We start from the raw sequence: 14,217 nt of genomic DNA, 5'->3' as shown, positions 1-14,217 counted from the left end.
GGGATGCCGAGTTCCGGAGGGGTGGGTCGGGCCATGTGGCTGACCCGGTTCAGAGAACTGCCGCTCGCCCTGCGCGTGCTCTTCCTCGCGTCCTTCGTCAACCGCGCGGGCATGTTCGTCTTCCCGCTGCTCGCCGTCTATCTGGTGCGCGGCGAGGGCCTGAGCCCCGGCGAGGCCGGACTGCTGATCTCCATCGGCAGTACGGGCCTGCTGGTCGGCAGCCTGCTCAGCGGACCGCTCTGCGATCTGCGCGGCAGGCGCACCGCGCTGCTCACGGCGCTGCTCCTGAACGCGGCGGGCTATCTCGGCCTCGCCGTCCTCGACGGGCCACCGTGGACGTACGCGGGACTGCTGTTCATCGCCCTGGTCGGCATGGGGATGTTCAGCCCGGCGTCCAACACCCTGGTCGCCGATCTCACCACACCCGAACAGCGGCCCTTCGCGTACACCCTCAGCTATGTCGGCAACAACCTCGGCATGGGTGTCGGCCCGCTGCTCGGCGGCGTCGCGGCGGCCTACTCGTACCACGTCATGTTCGCGGGCAACATCCTCGCCGGCCTCGCGTGTGCGGCGATGATCGTGATCTGGGTCCCGCACGACCGCCGCACCCCCACCGGCGGACCCCGGACCAAGGACCGTTCGATCTCCCTGGGCCACGGTCATGTGCTGCTGATCGTCCTGGTCTCCTTCTTCTACGTCGCCCCGCTGATCGGCCTCGAATACGCGCTGCCGCTCGCGGTCACCACGGTCCTGGACGAGTCCGCGGGCCTGGTCGGCGCCGTCTACACCATCAACAGCGTCGTCGTGGTCAGCCTCGGCCTCCTCATGGAGAAGCGCATCAGCGCCTACGGCACCAAGCCGCTGCTGCTCGCCGCGGGGCTGCTGTGGTCGCTGGGCCTGGCCATGATCGCCTTCGCGTTCTCGCTGCCCGCCATCCTGCTCTCCACCGTCGTGTGGACACTCGGCGAGATCATCGTCTCCGTCGTCGTGCCCACGTACATCGCCGACCACGTCGACGAGCGCCGCGTCGGCAGCTTCATGGCGCTCAACGGCCTCGTCCTCGGCCTCGCCCGGCTCGTCGTGCCGGTCGGCCTCGGCGTCATCTGGACGGCCCACGGTCACGGGCCCGTCTTCCTCACCCTGCTCGCCGCCCCGCTGCTCGGCATGGCCGTGTTCGCGCTGCTGCGCATCAGGCCGTCGGCCGCCGCACCCGCGGCACCGCCCGCACCGGAGCCCCAGGCCCTTCCCGTGGAGCCGCTCGACGCCCCACGAGGAACCAACTAGCCACTTACGTCCCCACGTTCACCGCACACGGAAGCTTTCCGCCGCACCGAGTCCGAACAGAGAGTGTTCATGTCCCAGACGAAGTTCCTGCTGTCCGAAGACCGCCTCCCCACCACCTGGTACAACGCGGTCGCGGACCTGCCCAAGCCGCTGGATCCGATGCTGCATCCCGGTACCCGCGAGCCGATCACCCCGGCGGACCTCGATCCGCTGTTCCCCGCGGAGCTGATAGCCCAGGAGTTCTCCACGGACGCGAGCGTGGACATCCCCGGCGCCGTGCTCGACGTCTACAAGCAGTGGCGCCCGAGCCCGCTGGTCCGCGCCCGCCGCCTGGAGAAGGCGCTGGACACCCCGGCCCGCATCTACTTCAAGAACGAGGGCGTCAGCCCGGCGGGCAGCCACAAGCTCAACACGGCGATTGCGCAGGCGTACTACAACAAGCGCGCCGGAGTGGAGCGGCTCACCACGGAGACCGGCGCGGGCCAGTGGGGCAGCTCCCTCTCGCTCGCCTGCCAGTACTTCGGCCTCGTCTGCGAGGTCTACATGGTCAAGGTGAGCTACCAGCAGAAGCCCTACCGCCGGGGTCTGATGGAGACGTTCGGGGCGAGCGTCACCGCGAGCCCCAGCGACCGCACAGCGGCTGGGCGCGCCGCGCTCGCCGCCGACCCGGACTCGCCCGGCAGCCTCGGCCTCGCCATCTCCGAGGCGGTGGAGGCGGCGGTCAGCAGCAACGGCACCGCCAAGTACGCGCTCGGCTCGGTGCTCAACCACGTGCTGATGCACCAGACCATCATCGGCCAGGAGGCCCAGCTCCAGATGGAGCTGGCCGAGGACTACCCGGACATCTTGATCGGCGCCGTGGGCGGCGGCTCCAACTTCGGCGGCCTCGCCCTGCCCTTCCTCGGCGAGCAGCTGCGCGGCGGGCGCCCGGTCCGCGCCATCGCCGTCGAGCCCGCCTCCTGTGCGACGCTGACCCAGGGCAAGCTCGAATACGACTTCGGCGACACCGCCGGGCTGACCCCGCTCACCAAGATGCACACCCTCGGCCACGACTTCGTGCCACCGAGCATCCACGCGGGCGGCCTCCGCTACCACGGCATGTCGCCGATCATCAGCGCGCTCAAGGACCTCGACTACCTGGAGGCACGCTCCGTACCGCAGACCGCCTGCTTCGAGGCCGGCGTCACCTTCGCCCGCCACGAGGGCATCGTGCCCGCGCCGGAGTCGACGCACGCGGTGCGCGTCGCCATCGACGAGGCGCTGGCCTGCAAGGAGTCCGGCGAGTCGAAGAGCATCGTGTTCTCGCTCTCGGGCCACGGCCACTTCGACATGCAGGCCTACATCGACTACTTCGCAGGCAAGCTCAAGGACTGAGCCGCACGGGGGGCGGGGTCGTCGGAGGCCCCTCCTCTGGACAACATGAGTTCTGGGGGGGAAGTTCATGCTGGACACGCAAGGCAGACGGCCGGTCATTCTCGGGATATCGGGGTCCGAGAGAGCCGGCGGCAACACCGATCTCGCACTCGACTACGCGGGCGAGCTTGCGGAGAAGCGTGGGGTCGAGTTCCGCACGATCCACCTGCGCGACCACCGCATCTCGCCGTGCAGCCCGTGCGGCAACTGCAACGCGCGGACCGTTCCGTGCGGGCTGCGGGACGACATGCCCGGCATCGTCGAGGAGATGAAGCGGGCCGACGGCATCGTCTACGCCGTGCCCGTGCACGGCTTCGGCCTGGCCCATCTCATGCAGATCTTCATCGAGCGGGCGGGCGTCGGATTCCTGCGCTTCGACCGTCCGCTGGCCAACAAGGTCGGCGGGATCATCGTCACGAGCCGCCGCTACAGCGACGCCTCCGTGCACGCCCAGCTCGTCGACAATCTGCTGCTCAACCGGATGATCCTGGTGGGCAGCGGGTTCCCCGCCATGCTGCGCAACGCCGCCGGGGACCCGGGCCTCACCGACGCCGAGGGCCTGGACGCCCTGGAGCGGATGGTCCACCGCATGATCGACATGACGCTGCTGCTGCGCAGGTACCAGGCGGAGACCGGCGAACCGGTGCTCCAGCCGGACGACCGCAACGAACGGGTCGCGCGGGCCCACTCGCTGACCTGACCACCACCTCAACCGGCCCGACCGGCTGGGCCTGCCCTGGCCGCAATCTAAGGATGGATACGCCCATGACCGCAACGACCGCCCCTGCCGTCGTCGGGATCGACTTCGACGACATTCCCTGGGAGAAGTGGGACAAGCCCGGCGCTGAGGGACGCGTGAAGCTCGCGTACACCGGCGGCCTGCGCGTACGCCTGCTCGAACTGCCCGCGGGCTTCAACGAGGAGCACTGGTGCGAGCGCGGCCACCAGGGCTATGTGCTCCAGGGCGAGTTCACGATCCACTTCGACAACCGGTCGGTGCCCTGCCGCCCCGGCATGGGCTTCGTGATTCCCGGCGACGAGCGGCACCGCTCGCAGGGTTCCGACAGCGAGCCGACCGTCGTGTACGTCGTCGACGAGGTGCCCGCGGCATGACCGAGGAGACGACGGGCGCCGCGCGCATCGAGGAGCTGCGCGAGTCCATCGACGCGCTGGACCGGCAGATCGTCGGACTGCTCGCGCGGCGCACCGCCGTGGTGCGGGAGCTGACGGAGTTCAAGCGCGACGAGGAGACCGTGCGTTCGCCGGGGCGGGTGGAACAGGTCATCGCCAAGGTGCGCCGCCTCGCCGAGGAGGAGGGCATGCCCCCGGGCATCGCCGAGGCCGCCTACCGCACGCTCATCGCCGAGCTGACCGAACTCCAGATGCTGCGGCTCGCCGAGCGGCACGCGGCATCGGGCCCGGCCTCGGCGGAGGGTGCCGCGTGACGCGCCGCAGCCCCGCCGACCTGCGCACCGCGCTGGCCGGACTCGACCTGATGCCCGGCCAGCTGGTCCGGGTGCGGGAGGAGGTCCCGGCCAGGTTCGGGGTTTCCGGGCACTACGCGAAGTGGGCGGGTGCCCCGGCGCCCCCGCCCACGGGCCCCGGCCCCGCCGTCATGTACGAGCGGGTCACACCCAGCGGTGCGGGCGCCGAAGCGCGGGCCGTGCTCATGGGCCTGTACGGCACCCGCCGCCGGGCCGCCGCCCTCCTCGGCACCACCCCGGCGCGGCTGCCGCACCAGCTGCTGGACGCGGTCGCCGCGCCGGTGCCGCCGGTCCGGGCCGGGGAGGGCAGGGAGCCCGCCCGGGTCGTGCTCCCGCCGGACCTCACCGCGCTCCCGGTGCCGGTCCTCACCGACGAGGACGCGGGCCCGTACCTGACACTCGGCGCGGTCCTCGCGACCGACCCGGAGACCGGCGTACGCAACCTCTCCATCCACCGGATGTGCGTGCAGGGCCCCGACCTGCTCACCCTCTGGATGGTGCCGGGGCGCGACCTGGAGGCGGCGTACCGGTCGGCGCTGCGGGCGGGCTGTCCACTGCCCGTCGCCATCCACCTGGGTCTCGGCCCCGCCGTGCTGCTCTCCTCCTGCTGCCCGACCTCCCTCGTTCCCACCGGGCTCGACGAGCTCGCGGTGGCGGGTGCGCTGGGCGGAGCGCCGGTGGAGCTCGCGCGGTGCCGCACCGTGGACGCGGAGTACGTCGCGGACGCCGAGTACGTCCTTGAAGGCGAGCTCCTGCCCGACCTGGCGCCGGAGAATCTGCGCGGGACCGCCGCCACCCCGGAGTTCCTCGGCTACCAGGGCCGGGCGCACCCCGCGCTGCCGACCGTCCGAATCACCGGGATCACCGCACGCGACGGCGCCATCCTCCAAGCCGTCTCGGGGCCCGGTCACGAACAGTCGGTGCTGCTCGGCTTCGGGATGGAGGCGGCGGTGCTGGGGCGGCTGCGGGAGTGGGACGCCCCGGTGAAGTCCGTGCACTGCCACACGGCGGGCGGCGGCCAGCTCATGGTGGTGCTCCAGTGGTTCCACAAGCGCTCGGCGGCCGACGACGAAGTGGTGCGCAAGGCCTCGGAGTCGGTCCTTGAGGAGTTCCGGATGGCCAAGATGGTTGTCTCGGTCGACGAGGACGTCGACCTGGAGTCCGACGAGGACCTGTGGTGGGCGATGACCACCCGGATGCAGGCGGACCGGGATGTCGTGGTGCTGCCGGACAGGGAGGGTTTTCCGCTCGACCCGACGCAGTCCACCGCCTACTCCCCGGCCCTCTCGGCGGACGGCCGCACGGCCAAGGTGGTCTTCGACTGCACCGTGCCGCACGCTCAGCGGGACCGTTTCCGCCGCCCCCGCTTCACCCCGGCGGATTCCGCGCGGCCGACGCGTCCCTGACCTCCCGCACGACGGCGGCCAGCAGCGCGACGCCTTCGGTGATGCGGGCGGTGGTCAGGGCCGCGTACCCGACCAGGAACGTTGGCTCGTCCGGCAACTCCCGTACGAAGTAGCCGGACGCGGGGTAGATCCGCACCCCGCGTCCGGCCGCGCGCCGGGCGATCTCGGCCTCCGTCGCGCCGCGCGTGCCGGTGAGCGTGACCAGGATGTGCAGGCCCGCCGCCTCGCCGGAGATGCGCACCTCGGAGCCGAAGTGTTCGAGCAGTACCTCGATGAGGCGGCTCCTGCGCTGCCGGTACAGCCGGGTCATCCGGCTGATGTGGCGGGTGTAGGCGCCGGTCGCGATGAAGTGGGCGAGCGCGTCCTGCTCGACGGTGGGCGTCAGCCGGTCGGTGATCCACTTGATGCCGAGGAAGGGCTGCACGAGGTGCGGCGGGAGGATCGCGTACCCGATCCGCAGCGCGGGGAAGAGCGTCTTGCTGAAACTGCCGACGTAGACGACGGTGTCCCGGTGCCGGGCGGCGGCCAGGGCGGGCAGGCGCTCGGCGGTGAAGGTGAACTCGTTGTGGTAGTCGTCCTCCAGGATCGTCGCGCCGCGTTCGTAGGCCCAATCGAGCAGGGCGCGCCGACGCTCCTCGGACATGATGAAACCGGTCGGGAACTGGTGCGACGGCGTGACGTACACCAGCCTGACCCGCGCCGGGTCGTGCCCCTGCGCCCGCACACACGCGTCGATGTCACCGACCCGCAGCCCCTGCTCGTCCACCGGTACGGGCACCACGGTGGCCTCGGAGCAGCCGAAGACCTGCCGCAGCACGGTGTGGCTCGGGTCCTCGATGACGACCACGTCACCCGGCTTCACCAGCATCCTGACGAGGATGTCCATGGCCTGGGTGGCGCCGCCGGTGACCATGATCCGGTCGGCGGACGCGTCCAGGGCGCGGCTCTGCCGCACCAGCGTGGCGATCTCCGTACGCAGCCTGGGAGAGCCCTCGGCCGGTCCATAGCCGAGCGCGGCGGCATCGGCCCTGCCGTACGCCTCCTGGAGCGACTGGAGCCAGCGCGCCACGGGGAAGTCGGCGAGCGCGGGCGTGCCGTGCCGGAAGTCGAGGGCGGTGCCCGGACGGTAGGTGGGCGCGGGCTCCCACGGCTGCCACAGGGAGTGGCCCTCGTCCGTCGACCTCGGCGGCTGCGGGGCGAGCGCCGCGGGCACCGTCCGCCGGACACCGGCCTTCGCCCCGCCCGCCAGCCCGGCGACCCGGGTTCCGGACCCGCGCCGGGCGGTGAGAATGCCGTGGGCCCGCAGCAGTTCATAGGCCCGAGTGACCACGGTCCGCGAGACCCCGAGCTGAAGGGCGAGCTCCCGGGACGCGGGCACGGCGTCCCCGGGCCGCAGCTGCCCCGACCGCACCAGCACCGTCACCTGATCGCACACCTGCTGCTGCAAGGACGCGCCACTCTCCCGATCCAGGACGATGAGCAGCTCCGACGACCCCACGTTGTCCCCCTCAGTCCCCCCGTCAGCGCTGACGAGTCTGCCACGATGCCGCGGGAGGCGGCCATCGAGGCCATGTCGGCACGCTTGGGCTGAGCGGCATGGTGGCGAATCGTCGTGCCGGGGGCCGGGCTAGTGTGGCGCGAATGCGTGTGATGAATGGCGGCGAAGGACAGAGTCGGGCGATGGGCGGGCGTGACCGGGAGGGTGTTCCCGGTGAGGTGCCGGTGGCGGACGGAGTCGTGGCCGGGGACGGTCCGGCGGAGCGGGTTCCCGGGCGGGTGGTGGTGCTCGGGACGAGCGGGGCGGGAAAGTCCACTCTCGGCGCGCCCCTCGCGGCCCTGATCGGTGCCGCCCACAGCGAGCTCGACCGGTTCCAGCACGGGCCCAACTGGACGCAGGCGACGCCCGAGGAGTTCCGGAAGAAGGTCCTGGCGGAGGCCGAGAGCCCGCGCTGGCTGTTCGACGGCAACTACATCGACCGCGTCGCCGCCGATGTGTGGCCGCGCGCCGACCTGATCGTCTGGCTCAACCCGCCGTTGCCGGTGATCCTGCGGCGGTTGTTCGTCCGCAGCCTGAAGCGGATCGTTCTGCGTACCGAGTTGTGGGGTGGAAACCGCGAGGGCTGGGGTGCGCTCTTCAGCCGTAACTCGGTCCTGCGGTGGGCCGTACGGTCCAACCGGCGGCATGTCGAGGAACTGCCGGGCAGGCTCGCGGAGCTTGAAGCGCAGGGTGTCGAGGTCGTACGGCTGCGCTCCGGTGCCGCTGCCCGCGCCTGGTCTCGCGCCATGGACGAGCGTGTGCGGGCTCGTGTGACGGAGGCTTTCACGCGGGTGGCAGCGCCTTCCGGGGAATCCGGGACGGTGCTCGACGCCGCGGACGTGCTGCCGAAGGACTGCGCGGACTGTCTCGCGGCCACCTTTCCCGACAGTCCTCAGATGGACTTGGTCGAGCGGGGCGGGGCGGCGACCGGGGCCGGGGCCGGGGCGGTGGCGCCGGTGTGGCGGGCCGCGGTGGACGGTCTCCTCGCGACCGGTGGTGGTGAAGCCGTGATCCGGGCCTCCACCCGTTGGGAGAGCGGCCACTCGGAGACCGGTGACGGAGCGGAGCCCGGAGCGCGTACCGCCCGGCAGTCGGTCGCGGAGGAGGCTGTCCCGGCGGACGGGGCGTCGCTGCGGCTCCGCTTCGTCTCCGGCAGTGGGCACGGCGTCCTCACGGTCGCGTACGCGCGGAGCGGCTGACCGGCGGGGGCCGGTCACCGGCTGTGAGTGATAATTGTGCAGGTAGGGATATGTTTTGCCTGCTGCCGACCGGCGGCGGTCACGGAGGGGCGTCATGGCGACGAGGCTCGCAGCACACACACCGGAGGGCGAACGCGCGGCGGTCATAGCCGAGCGCATAGCCCCGCTCCTGGCCGAGCGTGCCGCCCGGTACGACCGCGAGGCGGCCTTCCCGACGGAGAATCTGGACGACGCCCGTGACAGCGGCTTGTTGGGAGCGTGCGTCCCGAAGGAACTCGGTGGGCTCGGTGTCGAGCTCATGCGGGACCTGACCGTCGTCGTCAATCGGCTCGCCCACGGGGACGCCGGCACCGCGATCGGGCTGCACATGCAACTGGCCCGGGAGTGGTACTTCGCCCGACGGCTGCGGGAGAGCCGAAGTGCGGAGGAGCGCGAGCACCTGTCCGCGACGCTGCGGGCGATGGCCGACGGCAGCCTGATCGCCTGCGGGGCGACCTCCGAGGCGGGCGCCGACCACGATCACGTGCGGACCGAGGCCACCCCCGTTCCCGGCGGGTACCGGATCAACGGCAAGAAGATCTTCGTCACCCTCTCCGCCGCGGCCACCGACTTCTACCTCAGGCTGCGCGTTCCGGACCCCTCCGGCGGGTACCGGATGGCGTCCGCCCATGTGCCACGTGACACCCCGGGGCTGACCGTGGTCGCCGAATGGGACGCGCTCGGCATGCGGACCTCCGGCAGCAACGACGTCGTCCTGGAGGACGTCTTCGTGCCCACGTCGGCGGTGTCACCGCGCGGACCGTGGGGGGTGCGGCAGCCCTCGGCCATGATCGGGCGCACGGTGAGCAACCTCGCACTCCAAGGCGCCTACCTGGGCTGTGCCGAGGCGGCACGGGACCTGGCGGTCCGCCATGCCTCCAAGGCGCTCGGCAGGGATGCCGCCGCGCCCGGAACCGTACACGCCGTCGGTGAGATGGAGGTCAAGCTCGCCACGGCGCGTTCCGTCCTCGACTGTGCGCTCACGGCGACGGACGAGGCTCTCGCCGGCCGTGCCACCGCAGACGTCCCGCACGACCAGGGCCTGGAGCTCATGGTGGCCTTCCAGGCCGCCAAGACCCATGTGACGCGGGTCGCGCAGGAGATCGTGCACGACGCCATGACACTCGTGGGCGGGTCCGCGTACCTCGCCGCGCATCCGCTGGCACGCATCTCCCGGGATGTGCGCGCCGGAACGTTCATGCAGCCGCATGCGCCGCTCGAAGCCCTTGACCTCATAGGCCGCACCGCCGTCGCCGAGTTCAGCGCGCCGGACGTGGCCGCGGCCACCGGGCACACCGCCGCGGCACCTCGCGAAGCGCAGACGGCCCTCCGGTGAAGGGCGCCGACCTCCTCACACGGCGCGGACGCAATCTGCGCCGGAAGGTCTACGGGGCCTGGTTCGACCGCACGCACCACGTGCGGACCACGGAGGAATTCACCGGACCCGACCACCACGGCGACGCGCGGCGCTACGAGCCGTCCGAGAGCTGGCGCCTCACCCGTGTGCTCCGGCCGAGCGAGGTGACGCCGGAGGACGTGTTCGTCGACATCGGCGCGGGCAAGGGCCGTGTGCTGCTGGTGGCCGCGCGCAGATATCCCTTTCGCCGGGTGCTCGGGGTGGAGATCTCTCCGGAGATGGCGCAGGCCGGTCGGAACAACCTGGCCGCCGCGGGGCGGCCGGACATCCCGATCCACTGCACCGACGTGCGCACCTGGGACATTCCCGCGGACGCCACGGTGTTCTACCTCTTCAACCCCTTCGTGGGCGAGGTCTTCGACGCCTTCGTGGAGCAGCTGACCGCCTCGCAGCGCGCCACCCCCCGCACCCTGCGGATCGTCTACGCGAATCCGGTCATGCACTCCCGCCTGATCGCCGCGGGTTTCCAGGAGAAGCGGCGCATGCGCAAACTCGTCCTCTACTCCCGTACGACCGCGCCCGGCTGACCGGGTCTCACCGCTCGGGCGAGAGCGCACGCCGGTCGAGCTTGCCCCGCGAGGTCCGGGGCAGTGCGTCGTGGAGCGACACGCCACTGGGGACCATGTACGCGGGCAGATGTGCGCGGCAGTGCGCGAGGAGTTCCTGGGCACTGGCACCTGGCGCGCTCACATGGGCGACGATGCGGTGCCCGATCGGCGGCTGAGGCACCGCCACCACCGCGCACTCCACGACGGCGGGGTGCCGTCCGAGCACGGCCTCGATCTCGCCCGGCTCGATCCGGTAGCCCCGGCTCTTGAGCTGCGCGTCGGCACGCCCGACGAAGTGGTGCAGCCCGTCGGCGCCCCGTACGACGAGGTCTCCGGTGCGGTAGGCCGGGGCGCCCGGACCGTCCTCGGGGGCGTACCCGAACGACGCGCGGGTACGGGCCTCGTCGCCCAGGTAGCCGAGCGTGACCGTGGGGCCGCTCACCCACAGCTCGCCCTGCTCGCCCGGGCGCGCGATCCGGCCGTCGTCGGTGACCACGAAGACGCGTACGCCCCTGATGGGCCGGCCGATCGGCAGCGGGCGGTCGCTGTCCGGGAGCGGGGAGGGCACGTCGTACGCCAGGCAGACGTTGGTCTCCGTGGGGCCGAAGAGATTGGCGAAGCGGACGTGCGGCAGCAGCTCCGTCAGGCGGCGCAGGTGCGGGAGGGGGAAGACCTCGCCCGCGAACAGCACGGTGCGCAGGCTCGGCAGGTCCTCTGCCACCAGTCCGCCGCGCAGGGCCAGAAGCACCAGCGCGGACGGCACCGAGTACCAGACGGTGACACGGTGTTGCCGGATCAGCGCCGCCGCCTGCGCGGGGTACACCGTGGCCGGGTACGGCACGAGCACCAGCGCCGCCCCGGCCATGGCCGCGCCGAAGAGATCGAGGACGGACAGGTCGAACTGGAGGGGCGCGTGCCCCGAGAGCCGGTCATCGGCGGTCAGCTCGTACGTCTCCACCGCCCACTCCACGAACGCCAGCGCGTTGCGGTGGGTGAGCATCACGCCCTTGGGGGTTCCGGTCGACCCGGAGGTGTACAGCACATAGGCCAGGTCGTCCCCGCCGATCTGGTACTCCGGACGACTCGATCCTGCCAGGGCGAGCGTTTCCTCCCCGATCACCTCGACCCCGTGCGGCCGGTCGGCTGCCGCCGGTTCCGCGTCCAGGCACAGAAAGGTGTCCACCCCGGGGGCGCCGTCGCGCAGCGTGGGCCACCAGGCGCTCATCGAGGTGCTGGTGAGCACCGTGCGGACGTCGGCGTCGTCGCAGATCAGTGCCGACCGGGCAGCCGGGGCGCGAGGGTCCAGGGGAACGTACGCCGCGCCCGCCTTGAGGATGCCGTACAGACCCACGAGCGCGTCGGCGGATTTCTCCAGGCAGAGACCGACCCGCTCGCCCCGCCGCACGCCCCGGGCGCTCAGCAGCCGGGCCACCTGATTGGCCCGGCGCTCCAGAGTCCCGTAGTCGAGCCGCACCTCGCCGTCGACGACCGCGAGGGCCGACGGCGCGCGGTCCGCCGCGGCGTCGAGCAGACCGGCGAGGTGGTGGGCGGTGGTCAAGGCTCCTCCGGTGTGGTGCGAAAGGCGGCGCGGCGGCTCGTCATGGCAGCCAGGAAGGGGCCGTTGAGCCCGCTCGAAGCCCACTGGGCCGCCCCCGCGACGGGCCGGGTGTCAGTCCTGGCCGCCGCCGGGCGCGGCAGCGGCCAGGCGTGCGACCTCGGCCGCCCCGGCCGGCCCGAAGCGTTCCAGCCGACCGCCGAAGGCGATCTCCCACGGCGTGTGGCAGGACAGCTCCTGGAAGCTGTCCCGTTCGATGACGTACTTGCGGTAGTGCTCGAAGTTCCCCGGATTCTCCAGCAGGTCGAAGAACTTGCTGTACCGCGCGTGGTTCTCGAAGAAGTCACCGGCGAGCATGTAGTGACCGGCGGCCATCGCGCTCTCGTGCGCCTTGTGAGCCTGGCCGTCCGCGCCGAGGTCGGCCCAACTGGCGGCGTGCGGGTCGTAGAAGAGCCGGATCATCCGGTGCACCAGGTCGTACGCGCCGTTGACGAGGCCGTAGGCGTTCACCAGTGCCGGGTGTTCGGCCGGGTTCTCGCCGGGTTCGGCGAAGCGCGCCAGCAGCGCCTCGCTGACCAGCGAAGCGGTCTTCATCGACAGGAACACCCCGCTGGAGAAGATGGGGTCGATGAATCCGCGGGCGTCGCCGATCATCGCGTAGTTCACGCCGTAGTGGTTGCGGACCTCGTAGGAGTAGTCACCCGCGACGAGCGTTCCCATCGCCTGCTGCGCACCGTCGATGAGACCGGCGACGAAGGGCGACTCGCGCAGTTCGTCGTGGTAGAGAGCGGTGGTGAAGTCCTCACCGCTGCCGCTGTAGCGCTTGCGGGCGTCGCGCAGGTACGAGTTCTGCATCACCACACCGGCGGTGACGCGGTCCCCGGACAGTGGGAAGACCCAGATCCAGCCCTTCTTCTCCTTGCCGATGTACACGATGACGGAGTTGCCCTCCTCCAGGCCACCGGTCATCTTCACCCCGGTCCAGTGCGACCACAGGGCGGTACGGTCGAGGGCCTCGCGAGGCGTGCGCCAGCCCATGCGGGAGCCGACCAGCGCGTCCCGGCCACTGGCGTCGATGAGGAACCGGGCGGAGTGGGTGTGCTTCGTCCCGTCCTCGGCCACGGCGGTGAGGTCGACCCGACTCGGGTCGTCGAGCCGGACCTCGCTCACCCGTGTGCGTTCGAGGACATGGGCGCCGAGGCGCCGGGCGTTGTCGAGCAGGATCTTGTCGAAGGCGGACCGGTCCACCTGGAACGAGAGGTAGCTCTCGTCCTCGATGACGTGGCTGAAGCACCACGTGGTCGAGGCGTTGCCCTCCTTGTCGACGAAGCGCACCCCCGGCTTGCGCACGAAGCGGGCCGCCATCTCGTCCCGCACACCGAGTTCGTCGAACAGCGTGTAGCAGAACGGCAGCAGTGATTCGCCGACGTGCTCGCGCGGGAAGGCCTCCTTCTCCAGCAGCAGCACCGAGAGACCGGCCCTGGCCAGGAGGGACGCGGCGGTGGAGCCCGCCGGGCCGCCGCCCACTATCGCCACGTCGTAGAAGTGGGGCTCAGCCACCGTAGGTCTCCGTCTCTCTTGCTTTCATGCTCGTTGCCGTCTCCGTCCCCGTGGCGGCCGCCGCGTTCCCCGCGCCGTGTCCGCCGGGGCCGGTGGCGTCGGGCCGCCAGTAGGTCGCGGTGACCGACAGGCGTGGTGCCGAGCCCTGCGCCGGCCGCTCCACGGCGTGCCACGAGCGTTCGGAGCGCGGCAGGACGGCACTGGCGCCCGCACGCGGCGCGTAGGCGGCCAGCGCCGGACCGCGCGGCTCGTCGAGGATCAGCAACCTCCCGCCGTCGCCCGGCTCCCACTCCTCGGTGAGGTAGAAGATCTGGGTGACGAGCTTGTCCGCCTTGTCCACGTGCGGCGCCAGCCAGTCGCCGTCCTGGTACTCCCACACGCTCAGCGTGAACTCCGCCCCGTCGAGCGGGGTGCGGCTGAGTCTCGCGAGCGCGTCGCGGTACTCCCGGCCACCCAGTACGGAGACCAGCTCCGCCCACCGTGCGTCGGGCAGCTCCTCCGGGGGCAGCGCGTCGAGCCTGCCGGTGCCGAACCGGTAGGTCTTCTCACGCTCGTTCTCGGCGCAGCGCTCCAGGCGGAAGCCGTGGAAGCTCCGGGCGAGGCCGGCGGCGAAGGAGGGGGTGAGGGTCTGCTCCAGATACGCGTGCGGCCACGGTGAGCTGTTCAGCCGCGCGGCGGCCAAGGCGTCGAGCAGGTGCTCACCGGGGCGGTTTTCGGGTTGGGTGGCCGTCATCGGGAGCCTTTGGGTGTCGGTCCGGGCACGAGGAAACCACGG

The 14,217-nt window shown here is 71.5% G+C and carries 13 protein-coding genes; 9 read left to right on the top strand and 4 right to left on the bottom strand.

The genetic code is table 11. The annotated features are described in order from the left end of the window. The first annotated feature begins 3 nt into the window (after nucleotides 1–3). The 6 genes from ACZ5WC_RS08440 to ACZ5WC_RS08415 all read left to right on the top strand — a co-directional run bounded on the left by ACZ5WC_RS08440 (nucleotide 4) and on the right by ACZ5WC_RS08415 (nucleotide 5,587). Nucleotides 4–1,284 (top strand): MFS transporter, encoded by a 1,281-nt coding sequence (locus ACZ5WC_RS08440; protein WP_468540091.1) that lies wholly within the window; start codon nucleotides 4–6, stop codon nucleotides 1,282–1,284. 69 nt (nucleotides 1,285–1,353) lie between these two features. Further along, on the top strand, nucleotides 1,354–2,658 hold the full coding sequence (locus tag ACZ5WC_RS08435) for a TrpB-like pyridoxal phosphate-dependent enzyme (RefSeq protein WP_468540090.1): 1,305 nt from the start codon (nucleotides 1,354–1,356) through the stop codon (nucleotides 2,656–2,658). Nucleotides 2,659–2,725: 67 nt separating this feature from the next. After that, a complete protein-coding gene (locus tag ACZ5WC_RS08430) occupies nucleotides 2,726–3,397 on the top strand; it encodes a flavodoxin family protein (protein ID WP_468540089.1) in 672 nt (223 codons plus the stop codon). A gap of 65 nt (nucleotides 3,398–3,462) precedes the next feature. Beyond that, nucleotides 3,463–3,810, top strand: a complete 348-nt coding sequence (locus ACZ5WC_RS08425; RefSeq protein ID WP_468540088.1) for a cupin domain-containing protein — start codon at nucleotides 3,463–3,465, stop codon at nucleotides 3,808–3,810. Further along, nucleotides 3,807–4,142 (top strand): chorismate mutase, encoded by a 336-nt coding sequence (locus ACZ5WC_RS08420; protein ID WP_468540087.1) that lies wholly within the window; start codon nucleotides 3,807–3,809, stop codon nucleotides 4,140–4,142. The genes ACZ5WC_RS08425 and ACZ5WC_RS08420 overlap by 4 nt, the downstream gene beginning before the upstream one ends. Next, nucleotides 4,139–5,587, top strand: coding sequence for a UbiD family decarboxylase (locus ACZ5WC_RS08415; RefSeq protein ID WP_468540086.1), 1,449 nt, complete (start codon nucleotides 4,139–4,141; stop codon nucleotides 5,585–5,587). The genes ACZ5WC_RS08420 and ACZ5WC_RS08415 overlap by 4 nt, the downstream gene beginning before the upstream one ends. Here ACZ5WC_RS08415 and pdxR read toward each other — a convergent pair. Next, entirely contained in the window at nucleotides 5,550–7,085 is a 1,536-nt protein-coding gene (gene pdxR / locus ACZ5WC_RS08410; protein ID WP_468540085.1) for a MocR-like pyridoxine biosynthesis transcription factor PdxR, read from the bottom strand. The genes ACZ5WC_RS08415 and pdxR overlap by 38 nt on opposite strands. A 143-nt stretch (nucleotides 7,086–7,228) precedes the next feature. Here pdxR and ACZ5WC_RS08405 point away from each other — a divergent pair, with 143 nt between their 5' ends. The 3 genes from ACZ5WC_RS08405 to ACZ5WC_RS08395 all read left to right on the top strand — a co-directional run bounded on the left by ACZ5WC_RS08405 (nucleotide 7,229) and on the right by ACZ5WC_RS08395 (nucleotide 10,306). Further along, nucleotides 7,229–8,323 (top strand): P-loop NTPase family protein, encoded by a 1,095-nt coding sequence (locus ACZ5WC_RS08405; RefSeq protein ID WP_468540084.1) that lies wholly within the window; start codon nucleotides 7,229–7,231, stop codon nucleotides 8,321–8,323. 94 nt (nucleotides 8,324–8,417) lie between these two features. Continuing rightward, complete coding sequence (locus tag ACZ5WC_RS08400; RefSeq protein ID WP_468540083.1) at nucleotides 8,418–9,698, top strand: acyl-CoA dehydrogenase family protein; 1,281 nt, start codon at nucleotides 8,418–8,420, stop codon at nucleotides 9,696–9,698. Then, nucleotides 9,695–10,306 (top strand): methyltransferase domain-containing protein, encoded by a 612-nt coding sequence (locus ACZ5WC_RS08395; RefSeq protein ID WP_468540082.1) that lies wholly within the window; start codon nucleotides 9,695–9,697, stop codon nucleotides 10,304–10,306. The genes ACZ5WC_RS08400 and ACZ5WC_RS08395 overlap by 4 nt, the downstream gene beginning before the upstream one ends. Before the next feature lie 7 nt (nucleotides 10,307–10,313). On the opposite strand, the gene ACZ5WC_RS08390 is transcribed toward ACZ5WC_RS08395, so the two are convergent. From ACZ5WC_RS08390 to ACZ5WC_RS08380, 3 genes are all read right to left on the bottom strand, one after another. Further along, entirely contained in the window at nucleotides 10,314–11,885 is a 1,572-nt protein-coding gene (locus tag ACZ5WC_RS08390) for an amino acid adenylation domain-containing protein (protein ID WP_468540081.1), read from the bottom strand. A gap of 111 nt (nucleotides 11,886–11,996) precedes the next feature. Then, the gene (locus ACZ5WC_RS08385; protein ID WP_096628755.1) at nucleotides 11,997–13,442 is read right to left on the bottom strand and encodes an NAD(P)/FAD-dependent oxidoreductase; all 1,446 of its coding nucleotides are present in this window, start codon (nucleotides 13,440–13,442) and stop codon (nucleotides 11,997–11,999) included. Next, nucleotides 13,435–14,175, bottom strand: a complete 741-nt coding sequence (locus ACZ5WC_RS08380; RefSeq protein WP_468540080.1) for a 2OG-Fe(II) oxygenase — start codon at nucleotides 14,173–14,175, stop codon at nucleotides 13,435–13,437. Before ACZ5WC_RS08380 ends, ACZ5WC_RS08385 begins: the two co-directional genes overlap by 8 nt. Nucleotides 14,176–14,217: the final 42 nt, after the last annotated feature.

It is taken from the genome of Streptomyces sp. NPDC033165, assembly GCF_055577965.1.
This window is presented reverse-complemented; position numbering and strand designations above follow the sequence as displayed.

Coding starts and splice junctions, on each gene's coding strand:
- ACZ5WC_RS08440 (WP_468540091.1), top strand. CDS start 4: ATGCCGAGTTCCGGAGGGGTGGGTCGGGCCATGTGGCTGACCCGGTTC.
- ACZ5WC_RS08435 (WP_468540090.1), top strand. CDS start 1,354: ATGTCCCAGACGAAGTTCCTGCTGTCCGAAGACCGCCTCCCCACCACC.
- ACZ5WC_RS08430 (WP_468540089.1), top strand. CDS start 2,726: ATGCTGGACACGCAAGGCAGACGGCCGGTCATTCTCGGGATATCGGGG.
- ACZ5WC_RS08425 (WP_468540088.1), top strand. CDS start 3,463: ATGACCGCAACGACCGCCCCTGCCGTCGTCGGGATCGACTTCGACGAC.
- ACZ5WC_RS08420 (WP_468540087.1), top strand. CDS start 3,807: ATGACCGAGGAGACGACGGGCGCCGCGCGCATCGAGGAGCTGCGCGAG.
- ACZ5WC_RS08405 (WP_468540084.1), top strand. CDS start 7,229: ATGCGTGTGATGAATGGCGGCGAAGGACAGAGTCGGGCGATGGGCGGG.
- ACZ5WC_RS08400 (WP_468540083.1), top strand. CDS start 8,418: ATGGCGACGAGGCTCGCAGCACACACACCGGAGGGCGAACGCGCGGCG.
- ACZ5WC_RS08380 (WP_468540080.1), bottom strand. CDS start 14,175: ATGACGGCCACCCAACCCGAAAACCGCCCCGGTGAGCACCTGCTCGAC.